The organism is Spirosoma knui (assembly GCF_054780635.1).
The window spans coordinates 37577-52693 of sequence record NZ_BAAGVY010000007.1; the positions used below are offsets into that span (position 1 = coordinate 37577).

Consider the following 15117-nt stretch of genomic DNA (forward strand, 5'->3'; position numbering starts at 1 on the left):
AGCTTTATGGACATACAGGACCAGATTCATGATCAGCTTAGCCGCCGGACATTCCTGGGGCAGACCAGCGCCGGTTTAGGCACCATTGCGCTGGCGTCCTTATTGAATCCGACGAGCCTTTTTGGCAATACACCGGGCGAAAATCCGGCGGTGGGTAAACCTCATTTTTCGCCAAAGGTAAAGCGCGTGATTTACCTGTTTCAGAGCGGAGCTCCTTCCCAGCTGGAGCTGTTCGACTATAAACCGAAGCTCGAAGCCATGTGGGGAAAAGAGCTGCCGGAGTCTGTTCGCAAAGGGCAGCGTCTGACGGGTATGACCGCTGGACAAAGTCATTTCCCGTTGGCCGCGTCGAAATATAAGTTTGCACAATATGGGTCTGGCCGCATGTGGATCAGTGAGTTGCTGCCCTATACGGCACGTATCGCCGACGATCTGACGTTTGTTCGCTCGATGCATACGGAAGCGATCAACCATGACCCGGCCGTTACGTTCTTCCAGACGGGTAGTCAGCAGGCGGGTCGGCCTTCGTTTGGGTCGTGGATCAGTTATGGCCTGGGAAGCGATAACCAAAACTTGCCTGCTTTCGTGGTCTTGCTCTCGAAAGGACGCGATGGGGATCAGCCACTGTATGCCAAGTTGTGGAGCAATGGTTTTTTGCCATCGGTCCACCAGGGCGTTGTGTTTCGGTCGGGTCCCGATCCGGTGTACTACCTGAACAATCCGCCTGGAATCGATAAAACAAGTCGTCGGCGTATGCTCGATTACCTGACCAAAATGCATCAGGAGCAGTATAAGCACGTACTGGACCCGGAAATCAACAACCGCATGGCGCAGTACGAGATGGCGTATCGAATGCAGACGTCGGTTCCCGAAACGCTCGACATTTCTAAAGAGCCCAATTACATTTTCGATATGTACGGGCCCGATAGCCGGAAGCCCGGTACGTTTGCGGCTAACTGCTTACTGGCCCGTAAACTCGTTGAGAAAGATGTCAAGTTTATTCAGTTGTATCATCAGGGGTGGGACCAGCACGGCAACTTGCCTAACGATATCAAGATCCAGACAAAGAGCGTAGACCAGCCTTCGGCCGCGCTCATCATGGATTTAAAACAGCGCGGTTTGCTCGACGATACGCTCGTAATCTGGGGCGGGGAGTTCGGGCGAGGCAGTTATTCACAAGGCAAGCTAACCCGCGATAATTACGGGCGTGATCATCACCCCCGGGCGTTTTCGGTCTGGATGGCGGGAGCGGGCGTCAGGAAAGGAGTGGTTTATGGCGAGACCGACGAGTTTGGGTATAACGTTGTCCGTGACCCGGTGCATGTGCATGATTTTCAGGCCACTGTCCTGCATTTACTAGGCCTCGACCACGAGAAGTTGACCTTCAAAAGCCAGGGTCGCCGGTACCGCTTAACCGATGTACACGGCAAAGTGGTGAAGCCATTACTGGCGTAAATTATCATACTCCGACCTACTTCTAAAACCGGGTACTTTACTCCGGTTCGAAATCGTAGCGAACAAACATCTTTAGGAAAGCCGCGTTGAAACAAGGTGGCTTTTTTAATTTTGCCGGTATGCTACAACAACTCGATACCTGGATACGGGCCCTGATTCGGTGGGCAGGTTATATTCCCAACCGCGACATATCGGGCTGGGTTCTGCTGATTTCGGCTGTGCTGTTCGGCTTGATTGTTGACGTAATTATTACCCAGGTAATTCGGTTTATCGTTCGTCGACGGCCGTTTCAGACATTGGCTTTACTTAAGATCCATGTCCGCTGGGCATTCTGGGCATTTATTCCTTCCTTACTGTTCCTCCTGGCTACGAACGTACAATCTGAGCGTTTTCTGCGTCGGCATCCGGTTGCCGATAAAGCCGCTGAAGTTCTTTTTTTGATCATCGCCACCTGGTTGATCGTTCAATTGCTTAAAGTCGGCGAACTCTTGCTTATTCGTGAGTACGATACGACGCAGGACATCAACTTATCCCAGCGCAAATTCGTGACTCAGGTGCGGTTTGTCCGGCGGATTATCGCGCTTGGGGTGATTATCATTGGTGGCTCGCTTCTGTTGATTACGTTCCAGGGCAGTCGTAAGGTCGGATTGAGCGTGTTAACATCGGCCGGGGTTGTTTCGGTAGTGCTTGGCTTTGCAGCCCAAAAAACGCTGGCCAACCTATTAGCTGGTATTCAAATCGCGTTCAATCAGCAAATCCGGCTGGACGATGCCGTTGTCGTTGAAAAGGAATGGGGACGTATTGAAGAGATTAACCTGACCAACGTAGTTGTCCGCTTGTGGGACCGGCGACGGCTGATCTTGCCCATTACATACTTCGTCGAAACCCCTTTCGAAAACTGGACCCGCTCCGATGCTTCGATTACCGGAGCCGTTTTCCTGTACTTGGATTACACAATTCCGGTCGACAGGGTACGAGAGAAGGCCCGCGAATTAGCCGAAGCCGATCCGCTCTGGAATCAGCAGGTATTTGCGGTACAGGTTACCGACACCCAACCTACGTGTATTGTCGTGCGTGTATTAGTATCGGCCCCGGATGCGCCTTCGGCGTTTGATTTGCGGTGTCACCTACGCGAACAACTCATTGCATTTATTCGGGACGAATACCCACAAGGATTACCCCAAACCCGATTGATGCTGGCTGAAGAACTGCGGCCTCGTGAGATAAAAAGCGTAGAGTAATCGAGAAAACTTTGAAAAAATGCTGGTACGTAGCTCTTCGACTACACGCCAGCATTTTTATTTACAATATATACCAGTTCGTGCGTTAATCTTCCCAGCCAAACGATCGTTCAATGGCTTTTTGCCAGCCGCGCATCAGGCGGGTCCGCTGAGTTTCGTCCATATTCGATTCGTACGTATGGGCAATCCCCCAGTTTTGACGTAAGTCATCCAGATTTTGCCAGTAGCCAACGGCGAGACCGGCGGCATAAGCGGCTCCCAGTGCCGTGGTTTCTGTCATGCGGGGGCAAATAACGGGACCATTCAATACGTCGGCCTGGAACTGCATGAGTAGCGAGTTTACCACCATACCGCCATCGACACGTAACGACTTTAGTGATACGCCCGCATCTTGCTCCATAGCCCGAACAACATCCACGGTCTGGTAGGCCGTGGCCTCCAGTACGGCGCGGGCCAGATGCCCTTTGTTCACGAAACGCGTTAGCCCCGCAATAACACCCCGGGCGTCAGCTTTCCAGTGGGGCGCGTACAGCCCCGAAAAGGCCGGTACAAAATAAGCGCCCCCGTTATCATCGACCGAGCGGGCCAATGGTTCAATGTCCGTACTTTTCTTGATGATGCCAAGGTTATCACGCAACCACTGCACAAGCGCACCCGTAATGGCTACGCTCCCTTCGAGGGCGTAATGCACTGGCTCGTTCTGAAACTGATACGCTACGGTTGTGAGCAAACCACAGGTAGACGGACGTAATTCCGTGCCTGTGTTCATCAGCAGAAAACAACCCGTACCATACGTATTTTTAGCCTGTCCCGGCTCGTAGCAAGTTTGGCCAACTAATGCCGCTTGCTGATCTCCCAGAATACCTGCGATTGGAACGCCGGGTAACACTTCGGACGAAACCGTACCGTAGACTTCGCTGCTTGGCCGAATCTGGGGCAACATAGCACGCGGTACGGTAAAGTCGTCAAGCAGTGAATCGTCCCAGCTTAACGTCTTCAGATTCATAAGTTGGGTACGGCTCGCATTCGTTACGTCGGTCAGGTGTAAGCCGCCGTTCACCCCTCCGGTCAGGTTCCAGACCACAAACGTGTCCATATTCCCGAAGAGCGCGTCGCCCCGCTCGGCATCTTCCCGTAAACCCGGTACGTTGTCCAGCAGCCACTTCAACTTCAGGCCGCTGAAATACGTAGCAAGTGGCAATCCGGTTTGCTCGCGAAACCGATCCTGTCCACCTTCTCCGGCCGAAAACTGCGTAACCAGGTCAGCGGTACGCATATCCTGCCAGACGATGGCGTTGTAATACGATTTGCCCGTCCGACGATTCCAGACCACGGTGGTTTCGCGTTGGTTGGTAATGCCGATAGCCGCAACATCCTGCGCCGACAGCTTGGCTTTGATCCGGGCCAGGGCAATTACTTCGAGGGTATTCCGCCAAATCTCTTCTGGATCGTGTTCAACCCAGCCGGGCTGCGGATAAATCTGCTTATGCTCTTTTTGAGCCAATGAAACAATCTGACCCTGCCGGTCAAATACAATGCAACGCGTACTCGTGGTACCTTGATCAATGGCCGCTACGTAGGTGGGCATGGGAATAGTCGTAGTAGTTGACTAGTGCAACTTTCGTGAATATCTAAAACAGTTATAACGCAAACCACCGGATCAGAAACCCACCGATGGCGGCTCCGACGATTGGACCTACAACCGGAACCCAGGCGTATCCCCAATCGGACGAACCTTTGTTGGGTATAGGAAGCAGGGCATGCGCTAAGCGAGGACTAAAATCGCGGGCTGGGCTGATGGCGTAGCCCGTTGTGCCGCCAAGCGATAGGCCGATGCTCCACACCAGAATGCCCACCAAGTAAGGACCTACGCCGATGGCGAGCTCGCCCAGATTTTTAGACGAAATACCTGCTAAGCCCAGTATGAGTACGATGGTTGCGAATGTTTCGCTGAGGAAGTTTGCGCCGGAATTGCGGATAGCGGGGCCGGTTGCAAAACAGGCTAGTTTAGCTCCAGGGTCTGGCGTAGCTGCCCAATGCGGCAGATAATGCAGCCATACGAGCGTTGCCCCCAGAAAAGCCCCGATCAGTTGAGCGGCAATGTAGGGGAAAATATGGCTGAAGTCATTCGTGGCTATGGCGAACGCAACCGTAACGGCCGGATTTAGGTGGGCGTCGGTACTACCAAACGCTTTCGCCACGAAGACGCCCATGGTTACGGCGAACGCCCAACCCGCGGTAATGACAATCCATCCGGCCGATTCACCTTTGGTCTGTTTGAGAACGACATTGGCTACTACGCCATTGCCTAGTAAAAGCAGAACCATCGTACCGATAAGCTCGCCAAGAAAAGGAGATGTTTGCATTTGTAAAATTTTGATAGATAGCGCATTGTAGTTGATGAATCTTAGTTCATAACAGAGGATCACCAACTCCTGCACATCTACCCAGTTCAGGGTTTAGGAATAGTTTGTGCGAATTAAGTCATATTTTTGACACGTATACAACCACAATTCGCATTGGTTATGAAAAGCATCGTATTTGAACAGGCGGGCAAACCGGCTTCTATTCTGCAAGCTAAGGAGATACCCACGCCTGAACCGGGACCCAATGAGGTTCGCGTGAAGGTGATTGCCAGCCCGATCAACCCATCCGACATTATGTTCGTGCAAAACCTCTACGGTATTCGGCCTCAGTTTCCGTCGGGAGCTGGTTTTGAAGGGGTAGGAGTCGTGGATGCGTTGGGTGAAGGCGTTCAGATGCGTACCGGTATGCGGGTAAGCTTTACGAGCATTGGTACGTGGTCGGAGTATGCCATTGCGCACCAGCGAAGCCTTATACCCGTACCCGATGCCATGTCCGATGAGGTGGCGGCCCAACTATTTGTCAATCCCTTCACCGCCTATGCAATGGTGCAGGAGTCGGGCGTACAGGAAGGGGGCTGGCTTCTGGTTACGGCTGCGGGTTCGGCCTTTGGCAAACTGGTTGTCCAACTGTGCAAGATGCGGGGTATAAACACCATCGGTACGGTACGTCGGGATGATCTGAATGATGAGTTGAAAGCACTGGGGTTAACGGAGGTAATCAATACGGAAACCGAGAATTTAAGCGCCAGAGTCAAACAGATTACCGGTGGCAATGGCGTTACGTGTGTGCTTGATGCCGTGGGCGGACATACTGCTACCGAAGCCCTGAAATGCCTGAGCCGGGGAGGAACCATGCTCATTTACGGACTGCTGAGCCTACAGGACCCATCCATAAATGCTGGTTTGCTCATCTTTCGGGAGCTGACGGTGAAAGGATTCTGGTTAACCGACTGGATGCGCCGGGTGGATAGTCAGACGCGTCAGGACGTAGCGCAGAATGTGATCAGCTTACTGGCTTCCGGAACAATTCAGTTACCCGTCGAAGCGACGTATTCCCTCGATCAGATTGCAGAAGCCGTTGAGCACGCTGATCGGCCCGGACGCTGGGGAAAGATTCTGGTGAAGCCCTGATGGACTAACAGACATAGCCTAAGTTTCTCTTTCGTTTTCTGGCAGCTTCCTTATCTTTGACAACAATATCAGGTTTAATCAGCACGTTTGTTCCAAAACACTGCTGGTTTACCGTCATCCACTTACCCATTGGTTTATATGCTCTTGCTTCAGGTTCCGGCCACCGATACCACGGCCGCATCGCTGTCGGCCACTTCAGCGGCTGCTCAGCCTCAAAGTCTGCAATTGTTTGATCTGGTGGCTAAAGGCGGTTGGGTAATGATCCCCATCGCGTTTTTATTCTTCTCAGCGCTCTACTTGATTTTCGAGCGGTTCTTCGTGATCCGTTCGCAGACAAAATCGGATGCGAACTTCATCGACAACATCCGGGATATGGTCGCGCAGGGCAATATCAAGTCGGCCGAATCCTTCGCAAAGAACCAGCGTACGGCCATGGGGCGCGTTTTCGAGAAAGCAATCGGCCGGATCGGATCGCCCATCAAAGAGATTGAAAGCACCGTCGAGACGGTTGGCCAGATTGAATTATCCCGGCTGGAGCGGAATATGGGCTACCTGGGTATTATAGCCGGTATCGCCCCCATGTTAGGGTTCATCGGTACCATTTCGGGAATCATTCGCATATTCTACGACATTTCCTTATCGGACAACATCAGCGTCGGCATTATCGCCGGTGGTCTATACGAAAAAATGATTACGTCGGGAGCTGGTCTGATTACAGGGGTAATCGCCTATACCGGCTATCACCTGCTGAATATGATGATCGAGCGGTTTACGCTGGCATTGGAAGTAAACGCGTACGAGTTTATTGAAGTCCTTCAGAAGCCCACGAACGAACCAGCACGGATGCGGTAAATCTGGCTATGAAGTGGTCATTGTTCGTCTTTAAAGCAATGACATCTACGGTAAATGACCACCGATAGCAGTCAATGACTTTCTTATGAAGCTCAGAAGAAAAAATAAATTTGCGGCCGAGGTAGCGACGTCTTCGCTGAACGACATCATGTTTTTCCTGCTGTTGTTCTTCCTGATTATCTCGACCGTAGCAAACCCGAACGTCATCAAGCTCTTACTACCAAAAGCGGCTTCTTCGCAGCAGTTGAGTAAGAAGCAGGTAACCTTGTCCGTAGACGACAAGAAGCAGTATTATATCGATAAAAAACCCGTCGATCCGGCTGATCTGGAAACCGAGTTGAAAACCGTAATGGCCGGTATTGATGAGCCAACGGTTGTGGTACGGTTCGATAAATCGCTGACGGTACAGGACCTGGTCGACGTACTACAGACTGGTGCCAAACTGAATATCAAGATGGTCATGGCTACGTCTAAGTAAGTCGTAATCATCAGCATTATAAAAAAGGCTCGTGATCACGAGCCTTTTTTATGCACTATGTAGTGAACGCTGTTAGCTTATTTCTGGAAAACTGCCTACTTAGCGTTTGAACGGGTAAACCGTTTGTGACGTACGTATAAATGGAGTGAAGACGTAAGCAACAGAAAATAATTAAGGGTCAGGAATTGCAGAGGGTGACGTACCCCATAATAAAACCGCTGAAACGTGTTTACCTTTGTAGCCTTACCGCGCGAAACCCGGTTTGGTTATGACGCATCAACTTGTACTCAAAAAGCCGCTGGCGTTTTTCGACCTCGAAACGACCGGCATCAATGTTGCCAAAGACCGTATTATTGACATCTGCATCGTTAAGGCCCTGCCCGGCGGTGAAGTTGTTAGCAAAACGCAACGTGTTCACCCCGGCATGCCGATTCCGCTCGAATCGAGTATGATTCACGGTATATACGATGAGGACGTAAAAGATGCTCCTCCGTTTAAATCCGTTGCCCGGACATTAGCCCAGTTTCTGGAAGGCTGCGATTTGGCGGGGTTCAACTCTAATCGGTTCGACGTACCGCTGCTAGTTGAAGAATTCCTGCGGGCTAACATCGATTTCGATTTAAAGAATCGACGTATGGTTGATGCTCAACGGATCTTTCACCTCATGGAACCGCGAAATCTCTCGGCTGCCTATCGATTTTACTGCGACAAAGAATTGATTGGTGCCCACGGAGCCGAAGCTGATACAATCGCCAGTCTCGAAGTGCTCAATGCCCAGGTGCAGCGTTATCTGGGTCGGATCGCCAAAACCGACAGTGGGCAGGACGTAGTGTTTGAAAATGACGTAGAGATGCTCCACAGTCTGACGGCTACGAAAAACGTAGACCTTGCCGGACGCATGATTATCAATGACAAAGGCGAGGAAGTGTTCAATTTTGGCAAGCATAAAGGGCTGCCTGTGTTGGATGTGCTCAAAAAAGAACCTTCTTTCTACGACTGGATACAAAAAGGTGAGTTCACTCTCGACACAAAACGCAGGCTGACTGAAATTCGGCTGCGTATGCTCACAAGCGCAAATGGACGAAAGTAAAAAAGTTGTGAAGTTAGTAGACTATAGATAACTGGTTCATTGTCAATGCACACTGCACTTACTCAGCTCACTTCACAACATACTCTTTCCACCAATACCGAATAATCTGTACATTTGCGGCACTTTCTATTAACCGGCAAGCCATGCAACCCACGCAGGACGTCCTCATTCCGGAAGTCATTCAGCAAATACCGCTTACGTACTACCTGATTCTTAGTACCGCATTATTCGTTATCGGCATTATTGGCGTACTAACCCGGCGCAATGCAATTATCATCTTTATGTCCATTGAGCTTATGCTCAATGCGGTTAATCTGCTGCTAATTGCCTTTTCTTCTTACCGCTCGGATTCTGCCGGTCAGGTGTTTGTCTTTTTTATCATGGCTGTTGCTGCCGCCGAGGTATCGGTTGGGCTGGCCATTATTGTGATGATTTACCGCAACACACGCTCAATTGATGTGGGCTTATTAAATAAATTAAAATGGTAATGTACGGTTGAGTGGTAGCGATGCGGTGCTATTAACCGTGCTATTCACTCATTCGCCCTTTCACTCATTCACTCAGTATCAATGCAACCAGAATTACTCTGTGCGTTAATTCCGCTTTTTCCGCTGATTGGTTTTATCATCAACGGTATTGGCTTCCGACATGTACCAAAAGGGCTGGCTGGGGGCATTGCAACAGTAGCTGTACTGGCTTCATTCCTTACGTCGGCTTTCTTATTCGGAGCGTTTATTGGCAACGAACACCAGACTGGCAGTACCGCTCCGCTCGTCGTTACCCTTTTCGACTGGATTAGCGTTGGGGATCTGCACATCAACTTCTCGTTTCAGATTGACCAGCTTAGCCTGATTATGCTATTGGTCGTTACGGGTGTTGGGTCACTGATTCACCTGTACAGTATCGGCTACATGAGTCACGATGAGGGATTCGGTAAGTTCATGGCGTTCCTGAATCTGTTCGTGTTCTTTATGTTGCTGCTGGTGATGGGGTCTAACTACGTCATCATGTTTATTGGCTGGGAGGGCGTTGGTCTGTGTTCGTACCTGCTCATTGGCTTCTGGAATACAAACACGAATTACAACAATGCCGCTCGTAAAGCCTTCGTGATGAACCGTATCGGTGATTTAGGCTTTCTGCTCGGTATATTCATGCTGATCAATACGTTCGGTACCGTTGAATACGTAGACATTTTTAAGCAGGCGACCAGCCTGACGATGGGCGATGAGACGGTGTTTATAATCACGATGCTGTTGTTCGTAGGAGCAATAGGTAAATCGGCGCAGATTCCGCTCTACACCTGGCTTCCCGACGCGATGGCTGGCCCAACGCCCGTGTCAGCCCTGATTCACGCAGCAACGATGGTGACGGCTGGTATTTACATGGTCGTTCGTTCGAATGTCCTGTATACGCTGTCTCCGTTAACGTTAGAAATTATCGGTGGTATTGCCATTGCTACGGCGCTTTTAGCTGCTTCGATCGGCTTACTACAGAACGACATCAAAAAAGTACTGGCGTATTCGACAGTTTCACAACTGGGATATATGTTCCTCGGTTTGAGCGCCACGGCGTACACGGCCGGAATGTTCCACGTTGTTACCCACGCGTTTTTTAAAGCATTACTGTTCCTAGGTGCTGGTAGCGTGATTCACGCCATGTCCGACGAACAGGATATTCGCAAAATGGGTGGACTCCGGAAATACCTGCCGGTTACGTTCTGGACCTTCCTGATCGGTACGTGGGCAATTTCGGGTATTCCTCCGCTGGCTGGCTTCTTCTCGAAAGATGAAATTCTGGCGCATGTATTTGCGCACAGCAAAGTTTTATGGGCTTTAGGTGTGCTGGGCTCAGGACTGACTTCCTTCTACATGTTCCGGCTGCTGTTCCTGACGTTCTTCGGTGAGTTCCGGGGTACGGATGAGCAAAAGCATCATCTTCATGAGTCACCCGCGACAATGACCGCACCACTCTTATTCCTGGCGGTTTTGTCGGCCGTTGGTGGTGCGTTGAATCTGCCGGGTTCGGGTTGGTTAGGTGATTTCATGGCTCCGCTTTTTGAAGGGTCCCGCCAAGTGAATCCGGAAGCGTTCGCTGAATCGACAATCGAACACAGCACCGAATACATTCTGATGGCCGTTTCGGCGGGCGTTGCCCTGCTGGCGTTCGGTCTTGCCTACGTAATGTACGTGAGCCGTCGGGCAGTACCCGCGCCGGAAACGGCTGAGCGGTCATTGCCCGAGCAGGTTATTTACAATAAGTATTACGTCGACGAACTGTACGATACGATCATCGTTCGGCCTATTCGTGGTCTGGGCGATGCCTTATACAGCTTTGGCGAAGGGCTCGTCGATGGCGTTGTGAACGGGATTGCCTGGCTCGTTCGCCAAAGTTCCGCGCAACTGCGACTGCTCCAGAACGGGTCAATTGGTTTCTACGTCTTCGCCATGGTGTTAAGTATTGCGGTCATTTTCGCATTACGTTTCTTTGTTCGTTTCTGACCTACCGGCATTTGAATTACGAATATGCTTACTCTAGCGTTACTCTTTTTTCCCGCCCTGGCTGCCACGTTGCTGTTAGTGACCAAAGGCGAGACCGTAAAGCAAATAGCCTTCGGGGCTGCCTTAGTTGAACTGGCGCTTGCTATATATACGTTTACAACATTCACCCCCGATGCAACCTCCCAGTTTGGGTTCGATTACGCCTGGATCGGTTCGCTGGGTATTCGGTTCAGCGCGGGTATCGATGGGATCAGTCTACTACTTGTGTTACTGACGGGGCTGCTCGTTCCCTTCATTATACTATCGACCTTCAACCGCAGCTACGAGCGGCCCAGTACGTTCTATGCCTTGATCTTGTTTATGCAGGCTGCCCTGATGGGCGTCTTCACGGCTCGGGATGGATTCCTATTTTACTTGTTTTTTGAAGCTGCGCTCATCCCCATTTACTTTTTAGCGGCTATGTGGGGCGGGGAGAACCGCATTCCGGTAACCTTCAAGTTTTTCGTTTACACGATCTTCGGAAGTCTCTTTATGCTGGTAGCGCTGGTGTATTTATACTACCAAACACCAGCTATTGCCGGGGCTCCTCATTCGGCAGCCATTGCAGATTTCTACAAGCTAAAACTGACACCCGAAGCGCAGGGATGGGTCTTCTGGGCGTTCTTTATTGCGTTTGCGATCAAAATGCCGGTGTTTCCATTCCATACCTGGCAACCCGATACGTACGTCGAATCGCCAACGCCAGCAACGATGCTCCTGGCGGGTATTATGCTCAAAATGGGCGTATATGGCCTGATTCGGTTCATTATGCCGATTGTGCCATTGGGCGTAGAAGCCTGGGGCCACACGGCCATTGTTTTATCCGTTATCGGTATTGTGTACGGTTCAATAATTGCCATTCGTCAGCGCGATATGAAGCGGCTGATTGCGTACTCGTCGTTCTCGCACGTTGGGTTAATGGCAGCCGGTGTGTTTTCGCAGACCGAAACCGGCATGCAGGGCGCATTAGTGCAGATGCTGGCACACGGGATCAACGTAGTCGGTATGTTTTTCGTAGCCGATGTAATTTTCTCGCGGACCAATACCCGACAGTTGGATCAACTCGGCGGCATCACCCGTACTACGCCAAAACTGACCGTTTATTTCATGATTATGCTGCTGGGTAGCGTGGCCCTTCCACTAACGAACGGTTTTGTGGGTGAGTTTCTGCTGCTACACGGCGTCTTTACCTACAACCATTATCTTGGCTTAGCGGCTGGATTCACGATTATATTCGGTGCGGTCTACATGCTTCGGATGTTCCAGAAAAGCATGTTCGGACCGACTTCATCACGCCCCAATACGTTCGCCGATCTGACAAGCTCCGAAAGCTGGGTCTTTGTACCGCTTGTAATTATGGTATTTTGGATGGGTGTTTACCCACACACATTTCTTGAAGTAACTAAACCCGCTGTGGCCAGCCTGATGAAATACGTCGGGACTACAGAGGTGTCTATGAAATAAAGTTCGACTGTTTAGCTGCCGGGTTGATGGATTCGTAATCAACGACCAACCGGGCGGATTAAACCACCAAACAGACAAACAAACAAAGCATGCTTCCCATCGTTCTGTTATCGGTTTTTGGTATTGTACTGCTATTCCTTGGCTTTATGAAGTCAAAGGCTGTACTGCTACCTGCAACATTACTATTCCTCTTAATTACGTTAGCCGTTAATTTCCTGGATTGGAATAAGACATACCTGTATTTCAACGGCATGCTGCGGACCGATAACCTGGCAATGGTGTTCACCGCTATTGTCCTGGGGTCTGCGTTTATGGTAGTTGCCTTATCGAATACATTAATTGAGGACGATGCTGCGCAGCCTGCTGAGTATTACGGTCTTATGATGTTCTCGCTGGTCGGTGCAGTCATGATGGTGGGATACGAGAACCTGATTATGCTGTTCGTTGGTGTCGAAATCTTGTCTGTTGCCATGTACGTATTGACAGGCAGCGATAAGCGGAATCTGCGTTCCAATGAAGCGGCTCTGAAATACTTCCTGATGGGTTCCTTTACAACGGGTATTATGCTCTTTGGTATGGCCCTGTTGTACGGAATAACCGGTTCGTTTACACTTGCTGGTATTGCTTCATACGCCGTTAATCCACAGGCGGGGTTATCGTTATTGCTGTACGTTGGTTTGTTGTTGCTCCTGATCGGTTTACTCTTTAAAGTATCTGCAGCACCTTTCCACTTCTGGACGCCGGACGTATACGACGGAGCTCCGACGATCTTTACCGCTTTCATGTCCACCGTAGTCAAAACGGCTGGTTTTGCGGCTCTTTTTCGCTTACTGTCGATATCGTTTGGGGGCGTATATACATTCTGGTGGACAATCCTGGCGATTATCACTGCCATTACGCTCGTGGCGGGTAACATCACTGCCGTTTATCAGAATAGCTTTAAGCGCATGATGGCGTACTCCAGCATTTCTCACGCGGGTTATCTGCTAATAGGTCTGGCTGCGTTAGGTACCCAAACTAAACAGGCAATCGTTTTTTATTCACTGGCTTATTCGGTGGCTACGATCTCCGCCTTTGGAGTTCTGTTGCTCGTTGCTCAGCAACGGAACACACAAACCTTGTCGAGTAGCGGCACAACCGCCGAAAGCTTTGATGCATTTAATGGGCTGGCGCGCCAGAATCCACTGCTGGGTTTTGCCATGGCCGTTTCTATGTTGTCGCTGGCTGGCATTCCGTTAACCGCTGGTTTCTGGGGTAAATTTTACATGTTCTCAACCGCGGTTGAGCGCGGACAAATTTGGTTACTGGTCATTGCTGTGTTGATGTCAGCCGTGGGGATTTATTATTATTTCCGGGTCATTATAGCGATGTATTTCCGGGATGGTGCTACCGAGCCAATTCAGGTGGCCCCCTTTTATCGGTACGTATTGGTAGCCGCAACTATTCTGACGTTAGGGCTTGGTATCGCGCCTGGGCTGTTGCAAGGACTTTTCTAAGAATTATCTAGTTGCCCGTTTTATCAGTTAAAGTCACACAATACGGCGTATTTAAATGAGGCTTTGTACTTTTGACTTTTAATAATAGCGAACGAAGGAAGTAGTCAACAATATTATTTGAGTGAGAGAGTGGACGTGAGCAGTATTCAACAACCGAAACAGAAAGAATTTAAGGACTTCTTCTCGTTCTTCTTAACAGCGTTGTTGGGGGCTTCAATAAACTTTGTTAGTCAAATCTTCTATCGCCAATACATTGACCTCGATTTCGATACGAGTGTTTTCTGCGGCTACTTAACCGCTACTGTTTTAACATTCATTCCAACAAAGCGATATGCGTTTTCGGCTGGAAAAACGGGAAACACGGGTCGCGAGGCCGTTAAATTTCTGGGTATCGCCTTAGTGGCTTTACTTGTCCAGGTCTACGTAGCCAAATACACATTGGAATGGGTTGCCAATCCTATATTCCCATCGGTTAAGCAGCTTTGGCGTGAAAAAGGATCTCACGTAGTCGGCATGGGAGCCAGCTTTATGGCCAACTACTTCGGGCATAAATTACTGACGTTCCGCAGCACCGGGGTATACGATAAGATTCGGTCTCGCTCCTCCAAACAAAGCGAAGAACAGCTCTAGAAGTGAGTACATCAATTAGTATTTTTCAGAGAGATACAGTACGTTAGCAAGTGCCTTAGGCGTTCTTTTTTGCATTTTTCCGGAAAAGGGTATATTTGCAGAGTAAACCTAAAACACCACTATAGGGTAATGAAAAAAGTATTCGCTTTATTGTTCGTTGGCAGCATGCTGACGTTCGCAGCTTGTCAGACAAAGCCTAAAACTGAAGAAGCAGGCACGGATTCGACGGCTACTATGATGACGGACACCACCACGATGGCAATGGATTCGTCGGCAACGATGTCGACTGATACAGCCGCTACCATGGCTACCGACAGCGCTAAGTAAGCTCCGCTCGCAATAGAATTACAAAAAAGCCTTATTTTTATAAGGCTTTT

Annotated in this window: 14 protein-coding genes; 12 read left to right on the top strand and 2 right to left on the bottom strand. The window is 50.0% G+C overall.

Going from position 1 to position 15117, the window contains the following annotated elements; genetic code table 11:
- The first annotated feature begins 6 nt into the window (after positions 1 to 6).
- Together ACYVIY_RS15515 and ACYVIY_RS15520 are read left to right on the top strand one after the other, a co-directional pair.
- Complete coding sequence (locus ACYVIY_RS15515) at positions 7 to 1455, top strand: DUF1501 domain-containing protein (RefSeq protein WP_460977284.1); 1449 nt, start codon at positions 7 to 9, stop codon at positions 1453 to 1455.
- Positions 1456 to 1574: 119 nt separating this feature from the next.
- Positions 1575 to 2696, top strand: coding sequence for a mechanosensitive ion channel family protein (locus tag ACYVIY_RS15520; RefSeq protein WP_460977285.1), 1122 nt, complete (start codon positions 1575 to 1577; stop codon positions 2694 to 2696).
- An 85-nt stretch (positions 2697 to 2781) separates the two neighbouring features.
- Here the strand turns inward: ACYVIY_RS15520 and glpK are convergent, their stop codons facing one another.
- Complete coding sequence (glpK, locus tag ACYVIY_RS15525; protein WP_460977286.1) at positions 2782 to 4284, bottom strand: glycerol kinase GlpK; 1503 nt, start codon at positions 4282 to 4284, stop codon at positions 2782 to 2784.
- Between the two features lie 52 nt (positions 4285 to 4336).
- Entirely contained in the window at positions 4337 to 5062 is a 726-nt protein-coding gene (locus ACYVIY_RS15530; RefSeq protein WP_460977287.1) for an MIP/aquaporin family protein, read from the bottom strand.
- Positions 5063 to 5221: 159 nt separating this feature from the next.
- On the opposite strand from ACYVIY_RS15530, the gene ACYVIY_RS15535 reads away from it, so the two are divergent.
- From ACYVIY_RS15535 to ACYVIY_RS15580, 10 genes are all read left to right on the top strand, one after another.
- Positions 5222 to 6193, top strand: coding sequence for a zinc-dependent alcohol dehydrogenase family protein (locus ACYVIY_RS15535; protein WP_460977288.1), 972 nt, complete (start codon positions 5222 to 5224; stop codon positions 6191 to 6193).
- Between the two features lie 138 nt (positions 6194 to 6331).
- Complete coding sequence (locus ACYVIY_RS15540) at positions 6332 to 7045, top strand: MotA/TolQ/ExbB proton channel family protein (RefSeq protein WP_460977289.1); 714 nt, start codon at positions 6332 to 6334, stop codon at positions 7043 to 7045.
- Positions 7046 to 7130: 85 nt separating this feature from the next.
- Entirely contained in the window at positions 7131 to 7523 is a 393-nt protein-coding gene (locus tag ACYVIY_RS15545; RefSeq protein ID WP_460977290.1) for an ExbD/TolR family protein, read from the top strand.
- A 268-nt stretch (positions 7524 to 7791) separates the two neighbouring features.
- Entirely contained in the window at positions 7792 to 8613 is an 822-nt protein-coding gene (locus ACYVIY_RS15550) for an exonuclease domain-containing protein (RefSeq protein ID WP_460977291.1), read from the top strand.
- 143 nt (positions 8614 to 8756) lie between these two features.
- Positions 8757 to 9101 carry an NADH-quinone oxidoreductase subunit NuoK gene (nuoK, locus tag ACYVIY_RS15555; protein WP_020597411.1) on the top strand — a complete coding sequence of 115 codons (345 nt, stop codon included), beginning with the start codon at positions 8757 to 8759 and terminating at the stop codon, positions 9099 to 9101.
- Positions 9102 to 9182: 81 nt separating this feature from the next.
- Positions 9183 to 11111, top strand: coding sequence for an NADH-quinone oxidoreductase subunit L (nuoL, locus tag ACYVIY_RS15560; protein WP_460977292.1), 1929 nt, complete (start codon positions 9183 to 9185; stop codon positions 11109 to 11111).
- A 24-nt stretch (positions 11112 to 11135) separates the two neighbouring features.
- Positions 11136 to 12614, top strand: coding sequence for a complex I subunit 4 family protein (locus tag ACYVIY_RS15565; RefSeq protein ID WP_460977293.1), 1479 nt, complete (start codon positions 11136 to 11138; stop codon positions 12612 to 12614).
- 89 nt (positions 12615 to 12703) lie between these two features.
- Positions 12704 to 14110, top strand: a complete 1407-nt coding sequence (locus tag ACYVIY_RS15570) for an NADH-quinone oxidoreductase subunit N (protein WP_460977294.1) — start codon at positions 12704 to 12706, stop codon at positions 14108 to 14110.
- A gap of 117 nt (positions 14111 to 14227) precedes the next feature.
- On the top strand, positions 14228 to 14740 hold the full coding sequence (locus tag ACYVIY_RS15575) for a GtrA family protein (RefSeq protein WP_460977295.1): 513 nt from the start codon (positions 14228 to 14230) through the stop codon (positions 14738 to 14740).
- A 129-nt stretch (positions 14741 to 14869) separates the two neighbouring features.
- On the top strand, positions 14870 to 15067 hold the full coding sequence (locus ACYVIY_RS15580; RefSeq protein ID WP_460977296.1) for a hypothetical protein: 198 nt from the start codon (positions 14870 to 14872) through the stop codon (positions 15065 to 15067).
- Positions 15068 to 15117 lie beyond the last annotated feature (50 nt).

What these genes read in the sequence shown, in the direction of transcription:
- ACYVIY_RS15515 (WP_460977284.1), top strand. Translation starts at nt 7, where the DNA reads ATGGACATACAGGACCAGATTCATGATCAGCTTAGCCGCCGGACATTC.
- ACYVIY_RS15520 (WP_460977285.1), top strand. Translation starts at nt 1,575, where the DNA reads ATGCTACAACAACTCGATACCTGGATACGGGCCCTGATTCGGTGGGCA.
- glpK (WP_460977286.1), bottom strand. Translation starts at nt 4,284, where the DNA reads ATGCCCACCTACGTAGCGGCCATTGATCAAGGTACCACGAGTACGCGT.
- ACYVIY_RS15530 (WP_460977287.1), bottom strand. Translation starts at nt 5,062, where the DNA reads ATGCAAACATCTCCTTTTCTTGGCGAGCTTATCGGTACGATGGTTCTG.
- ACYVIY_RS15535 (WP_460977288.1), top strand. Translation starts at nt 5,222, where the DNA reads ATGAAAAGCATCGTATTTGAACAGGCGGGCAAACCGGCTTCTATTCTG.
- ACYVIY_RS15540 (WP_460977289.1), top strand. Translation starts at nt 6,332, where the DNA reads ATGCTCTTGCTTCAGGTTCCGGCCACCGATACCACGGCCGCATCGCTG.
- ACYVIY_RS15545 (WP_460977290.1), top strand. Translation starts at nt 7,131, where the DNA reads ATGAAGCTCAGAAGAAAAAATAAATTTGCGGCCGAGGTAGCGACGTCT.
- ACYVIY_RS15550 (WP_460977291.1), top strand. Translation starts at nt 7,792, where the DNA reads ATGACGCATCAACTTGTACTCAAAAAGCCGCTGGCGTTTTTCGACCTC.
- nuoK (WP_020597411.1), top strand. Translation starts at nt 8,757, where the DNA reads ATGCAACCCACGCAGGACGTCCTCATTCCGGAAGTCATTCAGCAAATA.
- nuoL (WP_460977292.1), top strand. Translation starts at nt 9,183, where the DNA reads ATGCAACCAGAATTACTCTGTGCGTTAATTCCGCTTTTTCCGCTGATT.
- ACYVIY_RS15565 (WP_460977293.1), top strand. Translation starts at nt 11,136, where the DNA reads ATGCTTACTCTAGCGTTACTCTTTTTTCCCGCCCTGGCTGCCACGTTG.
- ACYVIY_RS15570 (WP_460977294.1), top strand. Translation starts at nt 12,704, where the DNA reads ATGCTTCCCATCGTTCTGTTATCGGTTTTTGGTATTGTACTGCTATTC.
- ACYVIY_RS15580 (WP_460977296.1), top strand. Translation starts at nt 14,870, where the DNA reads ATGAAAAAAGTATTCGCTTTATTGTTCGTTGGCAGCATGCTGACGTTC.